The 16,382-nt window shown below is 59.1% G+C and carries 15 protein-coding genes and 1 pseudogene; 11 read left to right on the plus strand and 5 right to left on the minus strand.

Features of this window, described 5'->3' with window-relative positions:
* Positions 1–92 precede the first annotated feature (92 nt).
* Positions 93–455: a polysaccharide pyruvyl transferase family protein gene (locus HYPDE_RS19590; protein ID WP_015598051.1), complete on the minus strand. Its 363-nt coding sequence runs from the start codon at positions 453–455 to the stop codon at positions 93–95.
* 861 nt (positions 456–1,316) lie between these two features.
* Here HYPDE_RS19590 and HYPDE_RS08680 point away from each other — a divergent pair.
* The 6 genes and pseudogenes from HYPDE_RS08680 (at position 1,317) to argC (ending at position 6,195) form a co-directional block, all read left to right on the plus strand.
* Entirely contained in the window at positions 1,317–2,120 is an 804-nt protein-coding gene (locus tag HYPDE_RS08680) for a class I SAM-dependent methyltransferase (RefSeq protein WP_015598052.1), read from the plus strand.
* 54 nt (positions 2,121–2,174) lie between these two features.
* Positions 2,175–2,327 (plus strand): annotated as a pseudogene (locus HYPDE_RS19825) (transposase); the annotation flags it as partial.
* 27 nt (positions 2,328–2,354) lie between these two features.
* Positions 2,355–3,071, plus strand: coding sequence for an IS1595 family transposase (locus HYPDE_RS08685; RefSeq protein WP_015598053.1), 717 nt, complete (start codon positions 2,355–2,357; stop codon positions 3,069–3,071).
* Positions 3,068–3,970, plus strand: coding sequence for a P63C domain-containing protein (locus tag HYPDE_RS18465; protein WP_015598054.1), 903 nt, complete (start codon positions 3,068–3,070; stop codon positions 3,968–3,970). Before HYPDE_RS08685 ends, HYPDE_RS18465 begins: the two co-directional genes overlap by 4 nt.
* A 517-nt stretch (positions 3,971–4,487) precedes the next feature.
* Complete coding sequence (locus HYPDE_RS08695) at positions 4,488–5,243, plus strand: TerC family protein (protein WP_015598056.1); 756 nt, start codon at positions 4,488–4,490, stop codon at positions 5,241–5,243.
* Between the two features lies 1 nt (position 5,244).
* Entirely contained in the window at positions 5,245–6,195 is a 951-nt protein-coding gene (gene argC / locus HYPDE_RS08700) for an N-acetyl-gamma-glutamyl-phosphate reductase (RefSeq protein WP_015598057.1), read from the plus strand.
* A 10-nt stretch (positions 6,196–6,205) separates the two neighbouring features.
* Here the strand turns inward: argC and HYPDE_RS08705 are convergent, their stop codons facing one another.
* Entirely contained in the window at positions 6,206–7,291 is a 1,086-nt protein-coding gene (locus HYPDE_RS08705; RefSeq protein ID WP_015598058.1) for a COX15/CtaA family protein, read from the minus strand.
* A 118-nt stretch (positions 7,292–7,409) separates the two neighbouring features.
* Between HYPDE_RS08705 and HYPDE_RS08710 the strand changes: the two genes are divergently transcribed.
* Entirely contained in the window at positions 7,410–7,619 is a 210-nt protein-coding gene (locus HYPDE_RS08710) for a DUF2842 domain-containing protein (RefSeq protein WP_015598059.1), read from the plus strand.
* On the opposite strand, the gene HYPDE_RS08715 is transcribed toward HYPDE_RS08710, so the two are convergent.
* Both HYPDE_RS08715 and HYPDE_RS08720 read right to left on the minus strand, forming a co-directional pair.
* Positions 7,588–8,706: a polysaccharide deacetylase family protein gene (locus HYPDE_RS08715; protein WP_015598060.1), complete on the minus strand. Its 1,119-nt coding sequence runs from the start codon at positions 8,704–8,706 to the stop codon at positions 7,588–7,590. The two genes, HYPDE_RS08710 and HYPDE_RS08715, sit on opposite strands and share 32 nt — an antisense overlap.
* 34 nt (positions 8,707–8,740) lie before the next feature.
* Positions 8,741–10,978 (minus strand): GumC family protein, encoded by a 2,238-nt coding sequence (locus tag HYPDE_RS08720; RefSeq protein ID WP_015598061.1) that lies wholly within the window; start codon positions 10,976–10,978, stop codon positions 8,741–8,743.
* Positions 10,979–11,135: 157 nt separating this feature from the next.
* Between HYPDE_RS08720 and HYPDE_RS08725 the strand changes: the two genes are divergently transcribed.
* The 4 genes from HYPDE_RS08725 to HYPDE_RS08740 all read left to right on the plus strand — a co-directional run bounded on the left by HYPDE_RS08725 (position 11,136) and on the right by HYPDE_RS08740 (position 16,110).
* The gene (locus HYPDE_RS08725; protein WP_015598062.1) at positions 11,136–11,810 is read left to right on the plus strand and encodes a polysaccharide biosynthesis/export family protein; all 675 of its coding nucleotides are present in this window, start codon (positions 11,136–11,138) and stop codon (positions 11,808–11,810) included.
* 40 nt (positions 11,811–11,850) lie between these two features.
* Positions 11,851–13,014: a glycosyltransferase family 4 protein gene (locus tag HYPDE_RS08730; RefSeq protein ID WP_015598063.1), complete on the plus strand. Its 1,164-nt coding sequence runs from the start codon at positions 11,851–11,853 to the stop codon at positions 13,012–13,014.
* A 73-nt stretch (positions 13,015–13,087) separates the two neighbouring features.
* Positions 13,088–14,614: an undecaprenyl-phosphate glucose phosphotransferase gene (locus HYPDE_RS08735; RefSeq protein WP_015598064.1), complete on the plus strand. Its 1,527-nt coding sequence runs from the start codon at positions 13,088–13,090 to the stop codon at positions 14,612–14,614.
* 56 nt (positions 14,615–14,670) lie between these two features.
* Positions 14,671–16,110, plus strand: coding sequence for an O-antigen ligase family protein (locus tag HYPDE_RS08740; RefSeq protein WP_015598065.1), 1,440 nt, complete (start codon positions 14,671–14,673; stop codon positions 16,108–16,110).
* Positions 16,111–16,172: 62 nt separating this feature from the next.
* Here HYPDE_RS08740 and HYPDE_RS08745 read toward each other — a convergent pair whose 3' ends face one another.
* Positions 16,173–16,370 (minus strand): hypothetical protein, encoded by a 198-nt coding sequence (locus HYPDE_RS08745; protein WP_015598066.1) that lies wholly within the window; start codon positions 16,368–16,370, stop codon positions 16,173–16,175.
* Positions 16,371–16,382: the final 12 nt, after the last annotated feature.

The following is a 16,382-nucleotide window of genomic DNA, read 5'->3' on the forward strand; positions in this document are numbered from 1 at the left end:
CAAAGAGTTGGAAGGCCTCGGTGGCCTTTCCAACTCTCTCGTCTCATACAACAATACCTAGAGCATCGTCTGCAACACAGGCATGCGATGCTTTAGTGGTAACGCGCTACCTTAACCCGCGCCGCAACTTCATCGAAACAGGCGGCGACCGCCTTCTCCGCCTCGACGACATAGTCTCGGCTGCGAGCCTCGTCCGCTTTGCTCCATGCACCAAGCGCATGAAGCGCGTCCGGGCCGGACACCGATTTCAGCGTGTCGAGGTCGATCAGCTTATGAGAAAGCGAAGCATCTTCAAGAAGAGCTTCCACCTTATGCGTGATCGTAGGCACCGCGATGAATGGCACGCCGAGCCGCATGCAGAAGCACATACTATGAAATCGGCCCGATACGACGTATCTGACGTTATCTGCGATCGCATCGAGGAAGGCTTCTGGAGGATTCGACCGAGCACCCAAAGCGATCCACTGCGTAGGCGCCGGAGACTAGTTTTCCAATTGCATGACGGACTTCGAACTTAAGCGTGCGATACATTGCCCTGCGGCTTGAAAGAAGCGGCAATTGTGGATGTGACCGCATCGGCAAGAATTGGACACCCGTCCTTCGCGCGAAACCGTGGAGAATGCGGCTAGCGAACCGAAGTGTAGAATCTGTAACGATCACCCGCTCGCCAAGCCCCCACCTCCGCGCATGCGTTACGTCTAGTGCAAATGTTACGTCCGGGCACAAAGATGCCGTGGCGCCGTAGGACTGGGCTCGCGCAAGACTGCGCCGTTCACGGCTGAATATGGCTGTCGCCGCTTCAAGTCCTGCAACTACATCACGGTGGCATTCGTAGACGGCAGCATTTAGGATGAAACAAGGTATGCCTATTTCGCGTGCTTCCTGCGCCGCGCGAGCAATACCCAAGGCGTGTATATTGCGGCCGTGCAGCGCACCTTCAGCATTTATTACATGCCGTCGACTGAACCTGCGCTCGCAAGATTAAAGCCGGAGCCTGCGGAGCCCAATGATGAAACCGTTATTCCTCTGCGGCCGAGTTCTTGTAGGATAACCTTGACGACTGATGAACTCCCATGATGTCCTACAATACGCGTATCGCCGAGCAACAGGATTCGCTGGCGATTAGCACTGGCAGCTTCCTTCGCGAGCGCTCCTTTTATCCGAATCGGGCGAGGTTCTGATGCATGACCCAAGCTGCATCAAGAAGCGGGCGTTTTAAACGTATGTTCGAAGACCCGGTCACTTCATTCGCCAATCTAGCTTCGACGCCAATCTATCTCTAACCTGCATGCGTCGTGCGGAGATCGGGGGATGAAATGGCACAACGAGAAACGGCTACCGAATATAACCGTTATCCTGAAGTCTTTAGAATAGTGCAGGCCTACGCTCGCGCCAATTTTGGTGATAGGCACCTTCGCATTCTTTCTTTTGGATGTTCCCACGGCTTGGAAATAGCAACTCTCAAAGCCTATTTTCCGTGCGCGGCAATTTTTGGATGTGATGTGAATGAGCCCGCACTCGCGACTGCCGCGCGAATGAACGCAACCATATTTCGAAGCAGTTCTGAGGCGATTTCAGCGTTTGGCCCTTTCGACATCATCTTCGCTATGTCCGTTCTATGTCGCTTCACGCTTTCTAAAAAGGCAACGACAATTCAAAGTATCTTCCCCTTTACCGAGTTTGAGAGCCATGTAGCGGCGCTGAACAAAAATCTTCTCGATGGCGGACTGCTTTGTATCTTTAATTCCAATTACTTTTTCAGCCAATCAGAGGCTTTCTCTCATTATGCACCTGTTCGTTCCGGTCTCATCGGCAACAACGGTTTCGTCGACAAATGGCTTTCGGACGGTCGTCGCGTTAGTAGCGCCATCAAGCTTGAAACGGGGCGCGAGCATGAGATTCAATACGCTCCCGATTTCCTGACGGATGATGATTTTTGCGATGTCATTTTCCAGAAGGGCGCCCGCAGCCCTGTCGACGTTTTTTGGGGGGAAAAGCCGGAAGGCGATATCCTCTTCGTGCGGGATATTGGTCCTGATCTCCGGGAATCTCTGAGCCGCAGGCGCATTGCGAGCAACCTCAAGGAGCAAATCGTTACGGAATGTCCTAGTTTAAGGTAGTTGACACCACGGGTAGAGTCTGTCATTGTGCTACCGTCCTAGCAGGCGGTAGCCATGAACCTGATCCAAATTTTCCAGAAATACCCAACGCAAGAGGCTTGCGTTGCCTACCTTGAGTCTGTGCGTTGGCGCGGCGTACCCGTCTGCCCGTACTGCCAGTCTAGCCGCGTATCCCCAATGCCGTCTGAACAGAGGCACCACTGCAACAACTGCAAAACCTCCTTCAGCGTTACGGTGGGCACAATTTTCCATCACACGCACTTGCCGCTTCAAAAGTGGTTCTTGGCCGTGGCGCTCGTCCTTAATGCCAAGAAAGGTCTTTCAGCACGGCAGATCGCGCGCGATCTGGAAGTCAACAAGAACACCGGATGGCGGATGGCGATGCAAATCCGCAAAGCAATGGAGCAGCGCGATCATCGCGACCTGCTAACCGGCATGATCGAAATGGACGAAACGTACATCGGAGGAAAACCGCGCAAGGGCAATATTGGGTCAGGTGGCCAGGGCGGCGGTAGCAATCCTCGCGGGCGCGGGACCAAGAAGCCCGCCGTCGTCGGCATGATCGAGCGCGGTGGCAAGGTTCGGACGCAAGTGGTCAGCAAGAAAAACCTGCGTGCCAAAGGTATCTCCGCGCTGGTTCGCCGTAATGTCGATACGGCGAACTCGATCCTCATCACAGACGAGTATCAGGGATACGTTGGCATCAAGACGTTCATGCCCCACCAGACGGTCAACCATAAGGTCTGGTACGTGGCCGACGACGGCTCGCACACAAATTCAATCGAGTCGTTTTGGGCGCTTCTGAAAAGGGGCATCGTCGGCCAGTACCACAAGGTCTCGTTGCGTCATCTGCCTGCGTACATCAATGAATTCTCGTATCGCTTCAATCACCGCGAAACGGCAAACGTCTTCGATCTCACAATCGAGCGGGCCATTGGAGTCACGCCATGACAATTACCTCACACTACAAAGCGACGATCACGCAGCTTGGTCCAGATGTGGACGGATACATCCTGGACGAGATGGATGGCGAACAGCAACGGCAACCGCGTTGTGTGCTCAGCAAGCGCGCCGCTGCAAGCGCGCTCGGCCTCAAGTCAGAAGGCGGAAGCGCTCTCTGGCGAACTTTGTCGCGCCAAAACATCGGGTCCGAAATCGACGAAAATCTTAGAAAAAAGATAGATAACCCTATTGTTTTCAAATACTTGGGTACCGGGTCCGAATCTGGCGGACCCGGTGTGACGGTTCACGGCATCGAGACTAGCACGTTCATCGAAATTCTGCGCGCGATCCTGAAAGCTAAACTCACCGAGACGCAGAAGTTTCTCGCGCAACGCGCACAGGACATGCTCATCGCCCTAGCGAACACAACGCTAGATTCGATCATCTACCAGGAGTCCGGGTACTGGAAGACTATCGAGGGGCAGCGAGTTGCTGACATTCTCGACAAATACCTTCAAGACCATGCGCGCAAGTGGGCAAAGACGTTCCCGGATGAATTCTGGGTCAAGCTCATCAAAGTCAAGGGCTACCCCAGTTACGTGGCACTCAACCGTCCGGCATTCGTCGGGCACTGGGTCAATGACATCGTGTATGATCGCCTTGTTCCATGCGCGAGACGGAAGCTCGACAAGATCAATCCGCGGCTTCCGGCAGGCTATCGAAAGAACAAGCACCATCAACATGCGACAGAAGACTACGGCCTTCCTGAATTGAAGGCGCACCTTATCAAAGTGATGGCCTACATGGACGCCGCCGCGAACGATACCCAATTTATGCGAATGCTAAATCGCGGTACGCCGAAGTTTGGCGATACCTACGAGATGCCTTTGGATGACGTCTACAATTGATTGATAACGGTGGCGGGTGGTCATGCGGCGCACCCGCCATTTAGTATGGCTACCTTAAACTAGGACATTCCGAATCGTTATAGCAGTCGATGGTTCGACTTGGATCGGCCGGACGTGGAGAAAGTCCGGTGTGCGCGGCAACATCATCGAACTTCCGCCTCAATGGAGCCTTGGCCATCCGGAAGAAATCGGCATGTTCACCGACGCAGAGAAGCCTTTTATTGTTTGCCCTGCGCCACTCAGGCGTACCCGCATAGAGAAGATATTTCCGCAGACGAGCATGCTAAGACAGGCCTTCCAAACGCTTCTCAAGCGTCGACACCCATAGCACCAACACCGCGCCTGAATATTCGCAGTCCGCAACTCCTGGACAGTGGGGCGGTAAAACATAGGGTATTTTGATTTTACGGCGACTTTTCCTGGCCAAAGGGTTGTCGACGCGCCAACGCGATGCCAAATACGGCCAGAGTCCCGCCCAACTGCCGTCGCACGTGCAGCCGGATAATCGGAGAACAAGATGGATTGGCTGCTGCACAGCATCAGCGAGCTTATGTCAACGCTCGCAACGGACATCAGTTATCTTCTGTCGCCGCATTGGTGGCAAACCCACAGCGTTCCTCTCTTTAACATCCTGATGATCGACCTGACGCTTGCCGGCGATAACGCCATCGTCGTCGGCATGGCGGCGTCGCGCGTGCAGCCGTCGATGCGGGCGAAGGTCATCTTCTGGGGCATTCTGGGCGCCGTCATCCTCCGCATCATCTTTTCGAGTATTGCCCAGCAGATGCTGCAGGTGATCGGCCTGACCCTCGCAGGCGGCATCCTGCTCCTCTTCGTCTGCTGGAAAATGTACAAGCAGATCGCCGAAGCCGACACGCATTCGATCGACGAAGTGGAAAGGCAGCTCGCTTCACCTATCTCTCATCCTAACGGAGCGACATTCTGGTCGGCGCTATGGACAATTATCCTGGCCGACCTTTCGATGTCGCTCGACAACGTGCTGGCCGTCGCGGGTGCCGCCGGGGAATCGACGCTTGTCCTCGTGATCGGCCTCAGCATTGCGATTATCCTGATGGCCGTTGCTTCGAACTACATCGCGAAGCTCCTGGCGCGCTATCCATGGATTGCATGGTTCGGCCTGCTGATCATTCTCTATGTCGCACTCGACATGATTTATCGTGACAGCCATCGGATCGTATGCGCGAACTACGGGGTAGGTTGTTCGGAAACAATATGGCAGGGCATCAAACACCGGCTCGGCTTAGGCGGTTAAGATGGTGACAAAGGTTTCTCAGAAGGCGAAAACCGCCACGGTCTTTATCGACGGCGAGGCCGGCACAACCGGACTCGAAATCCGCGAGCGGCTGGCTGCGATACGCTCGGTCAACGTCAAGAGCATCGATCCCGGGCTGCGGAAGGACAAGGCGGCGCGCGCGGATATGATGCGCGACGTCGATCTCACCGTTCTCTGCTTGCCCGATGACGCCGCGAGGGAGGCCGTAGCGCTCGCCGATACGCTCGGAGCGGATGCGCCGAAAATCATCGATGCATCGACCGCACACCGGATTGCCCCGGGCTGGGTCTACGGCTTTGCCGAAATGGCGCCCGGCCAGGCCGATGCTATTCGAGGCGCGACACGCGTCGCCAATCCCGGCTGCTATCCAACGGGCGGCATCGCGCTGATCCGACCGCTGGTCGAAGCCGGCATCATGCCGGCCGACTATCCCGTCACGGTCAACGCCGTCTCAGGCTATTCGGGCGGCGGCCGCAGCATGATCGAAGCCTACGAGGCCGGAAGCGCGCCGTCGTTCGAGCTTTATGGTCTCGGACTCGAGCACAAGCACGTGCCCGAGTTGCATAAGTACTCCGGGCTGGTACGGCGACCTATTTTCGTCCCGAGCGTCGGCAACTATCACAAGGGCATGCTCGTCTCGGTTCCGCTGCACCTCGATACCCTCACGGGAAATCCGAGCGTCGCGGACATCGAAGCGGTTCTCGCCAACTATTATAAAACGGCCGAGCTCGTCAGTGTCGTCACCGGCTCGGCGGGCAAGATTGCACGCCTCGAAACGGAAGCGCTCAACGATACGGACCGGCTGGAACTCTTTGTTTTCGGAAAGCCCGAGCTTAAGCAGGCCGTGCTGGTGGCGCGCCTCGATAACCTCGGCAAAGGTGCAGCCGGCGCTGCCGTCCAGAATATCAAGCTGATGCTCGGCCTGAACTGATTTCGACGATTTATGCCGAAACGGCTGCCCGCCGGATCGCGTGCAGATGCACGACGGACAGCACGAATACGATTGCACCTCCGAGTTGGTGCGCCACACCGAGTTCGAGCGGAACATGCGCAAGGAGCGTCGCGATCCCAAGCGCGACTTGTGCGAAAACCGCCAATGCCAGCAGAACCGCAGTCGCCCGGATGCGACTGTCGACGGCCGAGCGCATCACCAGCCAGAGTTCCGTCAGCACGGCGAGCACGACAAAGTAAGCCATCATACGATGGTTGAACTGCGAAGCCGCGTGGCTTTCGAAGAACGTCAAATACGCGGGCGTCGTCCAATAATCGCTCGGGATCCACTGACCGTCCATCGTCGGCCAGGTGTTGTAGATGAAGCCCGCTTTGAGGCCCGCGACGAACGCCCCGAGCACGACCTGCGTCACCACGATCAGAACGATGAATACGCCCATGCGCCGGATCGTAGGCGTGACGGCACCAGCTGCTCGATGCGCCGTGTCGGGCCATTCTTCAAGCGCCAGCCAGACGAGCAATCCGAGGATCGCAAAAGCCGTGATCAGGTGCAGCGCCAGCCTGTATTGGCTGACGTCGACGCGATCGACGAGGCCCGATTTCACCATGTACCAGCCGATGACGCCCTGCACGCCGCCGAGCGCCAGAACACCGAGAAACTTCGCGCCGCTGCCGCGCTTCAGGCGTCCGGTCAGCCAGAAGAAGATCAGCGGCAGCGCGAACGCGATACCGATGAAGCGTCCCAGAAAGCGATGACTCCACTCCCACCAGTAGATGGACTTGAACGCATCGAGCGTCATGTCCTGGTTCATGATGTGGTACTGCGGGATTTGCTTGTACTTCTCGAACGCCGCAATCCAATCGGCGTGGCTCAACGGCGGGACGGCGCCAAGGAGCGGCTGCCATTCGGTAATCGACAAGCCGCTTTCAGTCAGACGCGTCGCGCCGCCGACGACGACCATCGCAATGACGAGTGCCGCGACGGACCACAGCCAAATGGAAACAGCTCTGTCGCCGGCAACGCTGCTGTCGCCGAAAGCGCTTCGGTTGTCATCTGCGACACGAGCCAGCGTCATTTGTGCCAAATATCCCTAAACGGATGCATCGGCGGTGTGATAACCCGTCTTCAGCCGGGAACAATGCGCCTTTGAGGCGCGGAGGCCGGCCGAAAATCGACCATATAACCGAGCCAGCATGACCCAGCGCCAGCGCAAATTCCTAGGTACCATCGCCCTTTTCCTGCTGATCGCAGTCTATGCCGCGATTGCGGTCGGCGTCGCCATTGTGCTGCAGGTGCACAATGCGAGCAAATTCACCGAGCTCCTCTACTACGTGGTTGCCGGCCTGCTCTGGGTCGTACCAGCCGGCCTTCTCATCTCGTGGATGCAGAAGCCGGATACTTGAGCGCCAGAGGAGCTTCGCTCCGCAAGCCACCTGAGAGCGGCCGAAGCACGCTCTTTACTCCATCGCGGAGCGCGAACGGCAGACCGGAAAGCAGAACCTTTACGTAACGGGCATCTTGGTAATCGCCGTTGAGAGACAGGCGCGGCAGTGCCGTCATGGCGTCCGCGTGCGCCATTCGGATCAGGCCCTTGCGCGTCGTCACTGCAGTTTCGATGCCGAGATCGCGCGCGATTTCGAATTCGCGCGGTCCGGCGCTGCCTTCGTCGCCATAAGGATAGCTGAAATGCCGGACAGGCTTGCCAAGCTCTTTAGCGACCCGCGCAATGCTGTCGATCATTTCCCGGCGCGCGTCCTCCGGCCGAAGCTTGGCGAGCGCAAAATGATTGATCGTGTGGGCAGCGATCGTAACTAGCGGGTCTTCGGCGAGAGCCCGGATCTCGTCCCAATCCATCACCAGTTCGCGGCAAAGTGCGCTGACCTCGAACCCGGCTTTCGCTGCAAGATCGCGCACGACGCCGCGGGCACGATTTTCGGGGATCTTGCGCAGCCACCAGTAGATGTCATGGAACGCGGCATTCTTTTCCGCGTCCGTCGCGAGCGAATAGCTTCGCGCGACGCCGTCGATATCGACGTGCGAAAGACGACGCAAGGCTTCTTCCAGCGCCAGCCACCAAAGCTCGCCATGTCCGTCGGCATAGGCCGTCGGCACGTAGATCGTGAACGGCGCGTTATGACGCTTGAATACGGGATAAGCGAAGTCCCGGTTATCCTTGTAGCCGTCATCCAGCGTGAAAACGGCAAACGGCTTCTGCGATTTCGAAGCCGCGCTCAAGCGCTCTTTGACGTCGTCGAGCGAAACGATCTCGAACCCGCTGTCGCGTACTTGACGAATGACGCCGTCGAGAAACTCCGGCGTCACTTTCAGGATGCCGTTCGGCTCGAAGCCGCGCCGCGCGCCCGGCACCACCTGGTGCAGCATGAAGATCACGCCATCGCAGCCGGTGAATGGCGCAGCGAGGCGATCAGCCCCTGTGCAATGGAGCACCGAAAGCACCGCCCGCAACATCTTGGTCGTACGCCCGGACATCGTAGAACAGCACCTCGTCGTGGCTCGTTTGTGCTCAGGTCGGGTGCGCCACTTCCACGGATCGGCGCTCCGTCGCGCGCGCGATGCGCTGCTGCACGGGGGACGCCTCCGAAACACGGCGCTCAAAACGGACAATGTCGATGTCGGCAACCTCAAAACCGAGGAAGGTATCGACCGGATCTTCGATGACCGGCGCCTGCTTGCGAGGTTCGGTAACGACGATGCCGGTATCGAAACGACCTTCGATCGTCTCGAAAAGCTGGCGCGCTGCGTCGTGGCGTCCGGTTACGACGATATACTCATAGGCCTCGTCGAGCGCGTCGAGGACAAGGTTGAGCTGATCCGGATCGATGCATTCGGGTACATGCTCAAGGGGATTGCCGCTGGCAATCGCATGGGCGTCGGAACCGGGAATGCGCTGGATGATCTCACCGAAGTTCACATTACCTCTGAGCAGATCGTTCAGCCCGGCGCTCGGATTGAGGCCGATCGATGAGGCCAGGTCCTGGCCGTCGGGATTCCAGTCGACGAGAATGACCTGCTCGCCGCTTTGCGCGAGCGCCTTGACGAGGTCAAGGGCTTCTTTCGATGCGTCGACATTCTCATTCTCTCCGGTCAGGATCGTGCGGTGGCCACCACTCTGGGGCCGTCTCTGCATCAGGCGTAACACCAGTGCCCCGATGTCGGCCGCACTTGCCGCCGCCGTTTGCCGTTGCGGCTCGTGCAACGATACGGGCGACGATAACGGAGATGGGGTCTCATCATCGATAATCTCGCGCAGGAGCGGCTCAGGATAGTGCGGAAAGGCAGGCTTCTGTCGCAAACTGACGGGCTTCGTCTTCTGACGAGACATCGTCCCCTGCGAACCGCGCCGCGCGCCTTGGAACAATGCCTTCGTGACGACCCACGCCGTACCGAACATCAGCGATGCAATGGCGATCAGCGCCGACAGCGCACCCTTTCGCGGGAACACCGGAACACTTTCAGGCTGCGCATTGGAGATGATCTGCGCCGCGACCGGCTGCGCCCGCGCATCAAGCTTCTTGCGGTTCGATTCAAGCTGCGCCTGGATGTTGTCGAGTTCGGTACGTTTCGCTTTGGCGGTTGCCTCCAGCTGGCGGAGTTGCGCTTCTTCCGGTGCATTGGTTACGACTCTGGCTTTGATATCGGCAAGGCTCTGGGCGATACTGTCCTCGCGTCCTTTCGCAACGGCTGCTTCTTTTTCGAGACTGTCGACGATCTTCGAGATTTCCTTGTCGATCTGAACTTTGAGCCCGGCGAGATCCGCATTGAGCTGGCGCATGCGCGGGTGCCCCGGAAGCAGGGTCGCGGAAAGCTCGGAAATCTGTCTCTCGATGCGCACGCGCTGCTGTACGAGATTCTGAATGAGCGGCGATTTCTGCACGTCCGCCAACTGATCGGCCGATCCGAGCGCAATCATCTCGCGTGCAGATTTCGCGCGCACCTCCGCTTCGCCGCGAGCCGCCTTGGCTTTGGTCAGTTCCGCGGTCAGCTCCGACATCTGCTGCTCGTTGAGGCCGGTATTCTGCGCGCCGCCGCGAAAGCCGTCGATCTTGCCGCGATAACGATCAACCTCCGTCTCGGCGGCGGCGACTTCCGTCGTCAGCTTCTGAACCTTCGCCTGCAACACTGCCTGCAGATCGTCGACCTCCGTGACGCCCTGCTCGGCGAGCGACGCGCGGTAATTCTCGGCAAGCGCGTTCGCTATTTTCGCGGCAAGCTCTGGATCGTTCGAGGTTACACGCACGCCGATAAACCGGCTTTCCTTCGCGGCATAAACCTCAAGGCGGCTGCGCAGCGCGTCGAGAACGCGATCGCGCGTCGTCTCGCCTTTGCGAGGGCCGCCAATGCCGACCAAGCGCAGAGCTGCATCGAGCTTGTCGACCGGTCCGAGGGCTCCGTTGAACTCCGGTCGTTCCGCAAGCTTCAGGTCTTTGGCGATCTTTTCGAGCAACTCCTGCGACTGCATCGCCCGGACGTGCGTGTTGATCGCCTCCTTGTCCATGCGCGTCGTGATGAGATCGGGCCCGGTTGCGGCGTTACGGTCGGCGAACGTGCCGCCGGCGCCTTTCGCGACGATCGCCAATTCAGCTTCGCTCTGGTACCGGGGCGCGACCAGCGACAGTGCCGCATATGTCAGGCCTCCGAACACCAGGCTCAACGGAATGAGCCAGCGCGCACTCCGTTTCAGAGCGCCGAACACCGAAGCCATATCGATGTCGTCGGGCGAGGCATGGCCACGTGACTGCATCACTTTGCTCAAATCAAAGGGTTTCAAACAATAAAGTAATCCCTTGGTGCGGTTAGCATCTCCTTAAGCGGATCAAAAAAATACGCCGTGTTAGATTTTGTTAACCTCGGCGCAACTAACGTCCCGACGTCAATTCGCATGCGGGAATTTTACGCCGATGTCGCTACGTCACCGTCTACTCGCCGCGACAGCTGCGTCGCTGACGCTTGGGGGCTGCGCTTCGGGATTTGGACCTCAGATTCAAAGCGAGGCTGGCGGTGCCGTTGCCGACGGGTATCCCGTGCCCTTGACCACGGGATCGGCAGGTCCGCGCGGCTGGGGGCCTCCGACAGTCATTCCCGCGGTCATGTCGGAGACCGTCGCCGAGCACGATGGGCCATACCGGCTCGATTCCGGAGACCGGATCCGCGTGTTCGTCTATGGCCAGCCGAGCCTGTCCCGCCTCTATATCGTCGATCCCGACGGTAAGATCTCCGTGCCGCTCATCGGCACCATCTCGGCGCGCGGCAAGACGACCACACAACTTCAGAGTATCATTCGCTCACGCCTTGGCTCCGAATACGTCAAAGACCCCCAGGTTACGGTCGACATCCAGCAAAACCGGCCGTTCTTCATCCTCGGCGAAGTCCGAAACGCCGGGCAATACCCGTACGTCTCGGACATGACGGTCGAAACAGCCGTCGCCATCGGCGGCGGCTACACGGAGCGCGCCAGTGAGCGCAGCTTCCGCGTCACCCGCAAGGTCGATGGCGTCGTTCAAGAGATAGAGGCCCCCGGCGATCTTCTCCTGCGGCCCGGTGACACCGTTTACGTCTTCGAGAGGTATTTCTGAGAAGCATCAGACCTTTCCCGGCATATCGGGCAGGTCCGGAATGCGTATCCTCCACTGTCTTCGTGCACCCGTTGGGGGGCTTTTCCGACATGTCCTCGATCTGGCTGAAGAACAGGCCAATCGCGGGCATGACGTCGGCATTCTCGCCGACAGCAACGCCGAAGACAGGCTGACCTCGTCGAAGTTTGCGGCAATCGCGCCGAAGCTGACCCTCGGAGTCGCGCGCATCCCGATGCGCCGCCAGCCGGGGCTCGGCGACTTCGCTGCCGTTCGCGCCGTTCGCCGCCACGCCGCAAAGCTCGACCTCGACGTGTTGCATGGCCACGGCGCCAAGGGTGGCGCCTACGCCAGATTGGCGGCTCGCAGCCTCTCGATGCGAAGCCGATCCATAAAATCCTTCTACACTCCGCATGGCGGCAGCTTGAATTTGAAGCCCGGCTCGCTAGAGCAGCGCGTCTTAATGATGGTCGAGCGTGGTCTCGAGTCTGTGACGACGGGATTGATCTTCGAAAGCGCCCACGCGGCGCGCACCTATCGCGCCCGCATCCGTGCCGAGGGCGCCCCTCAACGCATCATTCCGAACGGCCTCAGGCCCTCCGATTTTATCGCAGCGAACCCCGGCAGCGATGCAACCGATGTCTTGTTCGTCGGTGAATTGCGCGATCTCAAAGGCGTGGATGTCCTGCTCGAAGCCCTCGCGGAACTGAAAGAGCGCGCCGTCACTGCAACGATCGTCGGATCGGGACCGGATGAAATGAAATTCAAGGCTCTGTGCTCGTCGCTCGGCCTCGACGAACGCGTGCGCTTTAGGGGCGCTTTACCGATCCGGGACGCTTTCTCGCTCGGCCGCGTCATGGTTGTCCCATCGCGGGCCGAAAGCTTCCCCTACGTTGTGCTCGAGGCGGCCGCCGCCGGACTGCCGTTAATCGCAACCAACGTCGGTGGCATTCCGGAGATCACCGAAGGATCGGATACCGGCCTGGTCGAACCCGGAAATGCCAGGGCGTTGGCGGCGGCGCTGGTTGCGGCCCTCGACGGTCCCAATCTCGCAATCGCCCGCGCCGCCCGGCTCAAAGCCGCCGTCGCCCGGAAGTTCACCGTGGCTGCGATGACCGACGCCGTCCTGAATTTCTACGCCATGCCGTCCCCTCAGGCCGTCCGGGCCCCCTACGCCGCGGCAGCATTGCGAGATCATCGCGGTTAACGGAGCTTAACCCGAATGGCATGAAGCCTGCTTGTTAGGCGTTCACGTTATCCAAACGGGACGCCCAGCAGACATGTCATTGACCCTCCAATTCAAGAATTCGCCGGCAGATCACATCGCAAATGTCGGGGTCGTCGCGCGCCCGCTGGCCTTCATGCGCGGCAAGCTGGCTGACAGAGCGGACCACCAGCGCACCCTGTCCCCTGTCATCGTCAGTGGCAGCGTCCGCTTCACCGAATTTCTGATTGTGACGCTCCTCGGGCTCACCATTGCGCATTTCTACGTCGCCGAGTCGAGCGTTCTCGGGAACCCGGCCTACCTTTTCGCGACTGCCGTCGTCGGCACCACGACGGTCGTCGTGTTCGGCCTGCTCGACCTCTACAGCCTCCGCGCGCTTTCGGCTCACATCAAGAATCTGCCGGCCGTGATGCTGGGCTGGACGACGGCGTTCGCGGCTCTGATCGCCGCGATATTCTTTTTGAAAATCGGCCCGGACATTTCCCGTGTCTGGCTCGCTACCTGGTTTGCTTCCGGTGCGGCTCTCGTGATGACCGGCAGGCTTGTTGCGGGATGGTACATCCGCAAAGCCGCAAGTTCGGGCCGTCTCTATCAGCGCGTCGCGATTTACGGCGCCGGTCCGCTCACCGAAAACCTTCTCAAAGAGCTCGAAGCCGACACCAATTCGATCGTGCGTATTGCCGGCATCTTCGACGACCGCAACGACGCGCGTGCTCCCCGTCAGATCGCGGGCTACCCCCGCATCGGCGGACTTAACGACCTCATCGCCATGAGCCGCACGAAGCAGCTCGATCTCGTCGTCGTGTCGTTGCCGCTCGCAGCCGAGAATCGCCTCTCGAGCGTTGCCGGCCGCCTGTCGGTTCTGCCTGCGGATGTGAAGATGCCTGCGCGCGCAACCGATCTGCGTTTTTCGCCACGGACGTACTCGCACGTTGGATCCGTTGCCATGATCGATCTTTTCGACAAGCCCATCGCCGATTGGGACTACGTCTCAAAATGGCTGTTCGATAAAATCATCGGCTCACTCGCACTGATCGCGCTTGCGCCGCTGATGCTGCTCGTTGCACTGGCAGTGAAGCTCGATAGCCGCGGCCCGGTATTTTTTCGCCAGAAGCGCTACGGCTTCAACAACGAGCTGATCGAGGTCTTCAAGTTCCGCTCGATGTACGTTGATAGGTGCGACGCGACGGCATCGAAGCTCGTGACGAAGAACGATCCGCGCGTCACCCGCGTCGGCCAGTTCATTCGCAAGACGAGCCTCGATGAGCTGCCGCAGTTGATCAATGTCGTGAAAGGCAACCTGTCGCTCGTAGGTCCGCGACCGCACGCGGTGCAGGCAAAGGCCGCCGGCCATCTCTACGATGAGGTCGTGGACGGATATTTCGCACGCCACAAGGTCAAGCCTGGAATCACAGGGTGGGCGCAGATCAACGGTTGGCGCGGAGAGACCGATACGGAAGAGCAGATCACGAAGCGCATCGAACATGATCTCTATTACATCGAAAACTGGAGCGTGTTTCTCGATCTCTACATCCTGCTCAAGACGCCGTTCGCCCTGCTCAATACGGAGCGCGCATACTGAGGTTTCGCGCTCTCCAATCCCCGTCGTTTGTCTCAGACATAGAAAAGACCTCGGAAATGTCTTCGCCGGCCACAGCTTCGGCATCGACCCTTGCCCGTTTCGACTTGAGAAGCGGCATTCGCAAAAGCGCAGCACATCGGATCGCGTTGGTGCTCGTGTGGCTGACGATCGCAGCGAGCTCGATCGTTTTCACCGAACCTGCCCCAGTCGATGCGCTTACGATCGGATTAATGATCCTGCTTCCCGTCGTCGGCTTGGTCGAAGCCAAGCCGATGCTCTGGGCGGGCTTCGCCGTCGTCCTGACGATGACCGCATGCGGCGAGATCAGCGCGGCGTTGGCGCGTGAGACCGGCATAGCCGTGTCGCACATGACGGTTTCGCTCTACCTCGTTGCGGCATGGTTCCTGTTCGCGGCCTTCATCGCCAAGGAACCCGAAAGACATACGCGGCTCGTTCTTAACGCGTATCTTCTGACCGGAATTCTCGCGGCGATCTGCGGCATCGCCGGGTATCTCGATCTCTTTCCCGGCGCTTTCGATCTATTCACCCGCTACGGGCGTGCCTCGGGGCCGTTCAAGGACCCAAACGTTTTCGGACCGTTTCTGGTCGCGCCTCTGCTCACAGCCTTGCATCTGTGGCTCATTCGGCCGCCGCGACGCGGCCTGTTGCCGTTGCTGGCCGCAGCCATACTCGCCGTCGGCATCCTGTTCAGCTTCTCGCGCGGCGCCTGGGCTGCAGCGGCGATCGGCTTTGCGATCTATGGATACGTCTACGCAATCACTGCGGACACCAACCGCCAGCGCGCCAAGCTGGTTGCGCTCGTGCTGTTCGGCATCGCCGCCTTGGGGCTGATCCTGACTGCAGCGTTACAATCAGAAGCGATTTCCGATCTCCTCGAACAGCGCGCCGCACTCACTCAATCCTACGACGAAGGCCCGGATGGCCGCTTCGGCGGGCAGATGAAGGCCGTCGGACTGATCCTCGAAAATCCACTCGGAATCGGATCGGCGATTTTCACCCGCTTCTATCATCATGAGGAAGTTCACAACGTCTACCTCAGCATGTTTTTGAATGCTGGCTGGATCGGTGGACTGCTCTACCTGATGACATGCACCGGAACTCTGGTTTTCGGATTCAGGCACGTTTTCAAGAAATCGGCGACGTCGCCGCTGTTTCTGATCGCATTCGCAGCGCTCGCCGGAAACATCTGCGAAGGCGTGCTGATCGACAGCGACCACTGGCGCCACTTCTACCTGCTGCTCGCGCTCGTCTGGGGCATGATGGCGGCCAGCCCACGCCAAGCGAGGCCGGCACGGATACTAGGCGATCGCCGCCCGATCCTGCTGCAAAGGCCCCTGCTCATCCCGCCGTCGCGCCGCCTTGCGCGCATTGTTGCGCCGATGCGAAGATCGATCGGGCTCGAACCCGTTAGCAAATCGACGGGAAAAATTCCCGGATGGCGCCGGGATCGCGGCCGGATTATTGCACCAGCATGAATGCTGATCCGGCAAGACATCCCAGGCACTGACCGACAGAAGATTCGAGGCGCCGCACGCTCCTAGCGTACGGATGCATGAGGTGGCGGCTGATCTTCGCCGCCGTCCGCTTTCTCAGGGTACGGCAATCCGGTCAGCGGATGAACGATGAGAGAGGGTCGAGCCCGGCCATGCCGCAGAACTGTTGCGTGATGATCGACAAGTTCCGCGAACCGGATGCGCAGCAGGTTCGACACGTAGGATCGGAAATGCGGCGTCATAGGTTGAAACGC

The organism is Hyphomicrobium denitrificans 1NES1, from assembly GCF_000230975.2.
Taxonomy (GTDB): Bacteria; Pseudomonadota; Alphaproteobacteria; order Rhizobiales; family Hyphomicrobiaceae; genus Hyphomicrobium_B; species Hyphomicrobium_B denitrificans_A.

Excerpts from the sequence above, each read along its gene's own strand:
- HYPDE_RS08710 (WP_015598059.1), top strand. The coding sequence starts at position 7,410 with ATGACCCAGCGCCAGCGCAAATTCCTAGGTACCATCGCCCTTTTCCTG.
- HYPDE_RS08720 (WP_015598061.1), bottom strand. The coding sequence starts at position 10,978 with ATGCAGTCACGTGGCCATGCCTCGCCCGACGACATCGATATGGCTTCG.
- HYPDE_RS08735 (WP_015598064.1), top strand. The coding sequence starts at position 13,088 with ATGTCATTGACCCTCCAATTCAAGAATTCGCCGGCAGATCACATCGCA.
- HYPDE_RS08725 (WP_015598062.1), top strand. The coding sequence starts at position 11,136 with ATGTCGCTACGTCACCGTCTACTCGCCGCGACAGCTGCGTCGCTGACG.
- HYPDE_RS18465 (WP_015598054.1), top strand. The coding sequence starts at position 3,068 with ATGACAATTACCTCACACTACAAAGCGACGATCACGCAGCTTGGTCCA.
- HYPDE_RS08680 (WP_015598052.1), top strand. The coding sequence starts at position 1,317 with ATGGCACAACGAGAAACGGCTACCGAATATAACCGTTATCCTGAAGTC.
- HYPDE_RS08745 (WP_015598066.1), bottom strand. The coding sequence starts at position 16,370 with ATGACGCCGCATTTCCGATCCTACGTGTCGAACCTGCTGCGCATCCGG.
- HYPDE_RS08740 (WP_015598065.1), top strand. The coding sequence starts at position 14,671 with ATGTCTTCGCCGGCCACAGCTTCGGCATCGACCCTTGCCCGTTTCGAC.
- HYPDE_RS08715 (WP_015598060.1), bottom strand. The coding sequence starts at position 8,706 with ATGTCCGGGCGTACGACCAAGATGTTGCGGGCGGTGCTTTCGGTGCTC.
- HYPDE_RS08705 (WP_015598058.1), bottom strand. The coding sequence starts at position 7,291 with ATGACGCTGGCTCGTGTCGCAGATGACAACCGAAGCGCTTTCGGCGAC.
- argC (WP_015598057.1), top strand. The coding sequence starts at position 5,245 with ATGGTGACAAAGGTTTCTCAGAAGGCGAAAACCGCCACGGTCTTTATC.
- HYPDE_RS08730 (WP_015598063.1), top strand. The coding sequence starts at position 11,851 with ATGCGTATCCTCCACTGTCTTCGTGCACCCGTTGGGGGGCTTTTCCGA.
- HYPDE_RS08695 (WP_015598056.1), top strand. The coding sequence starts at position 4,488 with ATGGATTGGCTGCTGCACAGCATCAGCGAGCTTATGTCAACGCTCGCA.